General features: G+C 59.6%; 2 protein-coding genes and 1 pseudogene. 1 reads left to right on the forward strand and 2 read right to left on the reverse strand.

The genetic code is table 11. The features are described from left to right. Window positions 1–1,082 (reverse strand): ABC transporter ATP-binding protein (locus tag NW819_RS10220; protein ID WP_414413673.1); only part of this gene is annotated, 1,082 nt, incomplete at its 3' end. 50 nt (window positions 1,083–1,132) lie between these two features. Next, window positions 1,133–2,851 carry an urease subunit alpha gene (gene ureC, locus NW819_RS10225; RefSeq protein ID WP_414413674.1) on the reverse strand — a complete coding sequence of 573 codons (1,719 nt, stop codon included), beginning with the start codon at window positions 2,849–2,851 and terminating at the stop codon, window positions 1,133–1,135. Between the two features lie 327 nt (window positions 2,852–3,178). Here ureC and psaA point away from each other — a divergent pair. Further along, a pseudogene (gene psaA / locus NW819_RS10230) lies at window positions 3,179–4,119 on the forward strand (photosystem I core protein PsaA); the annotation flags it as partial.

The following is a 4,119-nucleotide window of genomic DNA, read 5'->3' on the forward strand; positions in this document are numbered from 1 at the left end:
AAAAGGGCCGGGGGTGAGGGATCCCCGCCAATCTCCACAGGCCACAGAGCCTCTGTCGGCAAGTGGATCCACACCGTCTGCCCCGGCGCAAACACTTGGTGGGGAGCCACCCAAGCCTGCAGACTGCCCCAAGGGGCTTGCAAGGTCAGCCGTCGCTGGGTGCCCGCAAAGCGTTCCGCCATCACTTGAGCGGAGAAAACATTGTCGGCCAAGCCGGGCGGATGGGGAAACACCTGCACCTGTTCCGGGCGCACCGTCAGCCGCACCTGACCTTGGAGTGGCGCGGCGCTTTTCAAGAGGATCCCGTTGTTGAGGCGAAGCTGGTGACCCTCCGCCTGCGCATCGAAAAAATTGACCCCGCCAAAAAAGCGGGCAATGCGCTCGGAGCGCGGCTGCTGATAGAACTCCACAGGGGATCCCACCTGGTGTAGCTGCCCCTCAAACATCAGGCCGATGCGTTGGGCCATGGCTGTGGCTTCTGCTTGATCGTGGGTAACCAGCACCATCGTCACCCCTGTTTCCGCCTGCAGCTCCAGAATGAGGGCCTGCATCTCTTGGCGCAGGTTGACATCCAGCGCCGACAAAGGTTCATCCAACAGCAGCACCTTGGGCCGAATCACCAAAGCCCGCGCCAGGGCCACCCGCTGCGCTTGTCCGCCAGAAAGCTGGCTAGGCCGACGCTGAGCAAACCCGGCCAATTGTACCCGCTCCAGCATGCGCAAGGCGGCAGCCTCCCGCTCTGTCCGGGGAATGCCCCGCATTTTCAGGCCAAAAGCGACGTTTTCCCCCACGCTCAGGTGGGGAAACAGGCGGCTGTGTTGGGACAGCAAAGTCACGCCGCGCCGTTCCGGCGGCAGAGGGTTGAGGGGGATCCCGTCCAGCCAGATTTCCCCCGGATAGGGCAAGGGATCCGGCTCCAGCAGGCCGGCGATGAGATTGAGGGTGGTGGACTTGCCGCAGCCCGACGGCCCCAGCAGGGCAAAGATCTCCCCTGCCTCCACGCTCAAAGACAAATCCCTGAGGACAGGGATCCCTCGCTTGTGGAAGCGCTTGCTGAGATGGCGAAGAACGAGGTGGCCCATGCTTGGGTTACCGATCAAACGCTCAATAGAGCTCTCAAACTCTCCCAAAATTAGAACAGAAAGTACCGCTGCGCCATGGGCAGCACCTCTGCCGGCTCGCAGGTGAGCAATTCTCCATCGGCCCGCACTTCATAGGTCTCCGGGTTCACCTCAATGTGGGGAGTGGCGGTATTGAGTTTCAAATCCGCTTTGCCGATCTCGCGGCAATTTTTCACCGCTACGGCCCGGCGCTGGATCCCCAGTTTTTCCGGGATCCCCAAGTCTAGAGCAGCCTGGGAGACAAAGAGGAGGCTGGTCTCGGTCAAGGCGCGGCCAAAGCTGCCGAACATGGGGCGAGGGTACACCGGCTGCGGGGTTGGAATGGAAGCATTGGGATCCCCCATTTGGGCGTAGGCAATCAGGCCCCCCTTCAGGACAATTTCCGGCTTAACCCCAAAAAAGGCCGGCTTCCACAGACACAGATCCGCCAGTTTTCCCACCTCCACCGACCCGATGACGTGGCTGAGTCCTTGGGCGATGGCGGGGCAGATGGTGTACTTAGCCACGTAACGCTTGGCCCGGAAGTTGTCGTTGCGGCTGCTGTCTTGCGGCAGAGGCCCCCGCTGCACCTTCATCTTGTGAGCCGTCTGCCAAGTGCGGATGATCACCTCCCCCACCCGGCCCATGGCCTGCGAGTCGGAAGAGATGATGCTGAACACCCCCATGTCATGCAAGATGTCTTCGGCGGCAATGGTTTGGGGGCGAATGCGGCTTTCGGCAAAAGCAATATCCTCCGGCACATTCTTGCTCAGGTGGTGACACACCATCAGCATGTCCAGATGTTCTTCGATGGTGTTGCGGGTAAAGGGGCGGGTGGGATTGGTGGAGCTGGGCAGCACGTTGGGCTCCGAGGCAATGCGAATGATATCGGGGGCATGCCCACCTCCAGCCCCTTCGGTGTGAAAGGTGTGAATGGTGCGGCCATTGATGGCGGCGATGGTATCTTCCACAAAAGCCGATTCATTTAAAGTATCGGTGTGGATGAGGGTTTGGATGTCGTACTCATCCGAGACTTGCAAACAGCTGTCGATCACCGCCGGCGTGGATCCCCAATCTTCATGGATCTTGAGGCCGCAGGCCCCCGCTTCCACCTGTTCCCGCAAAGCTGCGGGAAAAGCCGCGTTTCCCTTGCCAAAGAAGCCCAAATTGACGGGGAACCCCTCCGCCGCCTGCAACATCTTGCCCAAGTTCCAAGCTCCAGGGGTGCAGGTGGTGGCGTTGCTGCCTGTGGCCGGCCCGGTTCCGCCCCCCAAAAGGGTGGTCACTCCCGAGGCGATGGCAAACTCGCACAGCTGCGGGCAGATGAAATGCACATGAGCATCGATCCCGCCCGCTGTCAGGATCAGGTTTTCCCCGGCGATCACCTCAGTGCTGGGGCCAACCACCATGCCCGGCGTCACCCCCGCTTGGATGTTGGGGTTGCCGGCTTTGCCAATGCCGACAATGTAGCCATCGCGAATGCCCACATCCGCCTTGACAATGCCCCACCAGTCCAGGATCAGGGCGTTGGTGATCACCAGATCCAAGGCCCCGTTGGCGCGGGTGGCCGTCGGCGATTGCCCCATGCCATCGCGGATGGTTTTGCCGCCCCCAAACTTAATCTCCTCACCATAGGTGGTGAAATCCTGCTCCACCTCGATGATCAGCTCGGTGTCCGCCAGGCGCACCCGATCCCCTACGGTGGGGCCGTAGTTGCTGACGTATTGGCGACGGGGAATCTCTAGGGTCATAGGGTGGTATCTGCAAAAGGGCTGCCAGGGTTTTACCACACATCCCCACCCAGGGGATCCCTTGCTGTCTATTGTTCAGTTCCAACCCTTCCTGAGAACGGATTGGGTTGGCTGAAAATTCGTTACATATATTTACATCTATGATCGAAAGAACAATTGCCAATCGACTCCAGCCTCGATGGGACAAGGGATCCCTCGTTTAATTATTGTGAAGCAACTGAGGGCTCACAAACCCTGACCTATAATGCCAGGTAAGTCCTGCCCTGGGGGAATCTTCTGCCAAGGGGTAGGGATGCTTCGTTCCTTGTCGCAAGAGAGGAGTTCTTGATGACAACTACGCCAAAGGAGCGAGAGCCGAAGGTCAAGGTGTCGGTTGATGTGGATCCGGTTCCCACCTCATTTGAGAAATGGGCCAAGCCGGGGCACTTCGACCGCAGCCTATCCCGTGGCCCCAAGACCACGACCTGGATCTGGAACCTCCATGCTCTTGCTCATGACTTCGACAGTCACACCAGCGACTTAGAAGACGTCTCTCGTAAGATCTTTTCCGCTCACTTCGGCCACTTGGCAGTGGTTTTCGTCTGGCTGAGCGGCATGTACTACCACGGAGCTCAGTTCTCCAACTATTCCGCTTGGCTGGCGGATCCGATCAACGTCAAGCCCAGCGCCCAAGTGGTCTGGCCCATCTTCGGCCAAGAGATCCTGAATGGGGATGTGGGCGGCGGCTTCGAAGGGATCCGCATTACTTCTGGTCTATTTCACCTCTGGCGAGCTGCCGGCATCACCAATGAGTTTCAACTCCTCTGCACCGCCATCGGTGGCTTGGTGATGGCCGGGTTGTGCCTGTTTGCCGGCTGGTTCCACTACCACAAGCGGGCTCCCAAGCTGGAGTGGTTCCAAAATGTGGAATCGATGCTCAACCACCACCTAGCGGGCCTGCTGGGGCTGGGTTCTTTGGCCTGGGCCGGTCACCAAATCCACGTGGCCATTCCCATCAACAAGATGTTGGATGCGGGCGTGCCGGCTGACCAGGTGCCTTTGCCCCACGAGTTCATCCTCAAGCCCGCCTTGATGAAGGAGATGTTCCCCAGCGTGGATTGGGGCATCTTCAGCGGGGTGGTGCCCTTCTTTACCTTGGATTGGGGCAAGTACGCGGAGTTTCTCACCTTCAAGGGTGGCCTGGATCCGCAGAACGGCGCCCTCTGGCTAACCGACCAAGCCCACCACCACTTGGCCATTGCCGTGCTCTTTATCGTGGCCGGCCACAT

This window comes from Synechococcus sp. R8-2 (assembly GCF_047461715.1).
GTDB lineage: Bacteria > Cyanobacteriota > Cyanobacteriia > Thermostichales > Thermostichaceae > Thermostichus.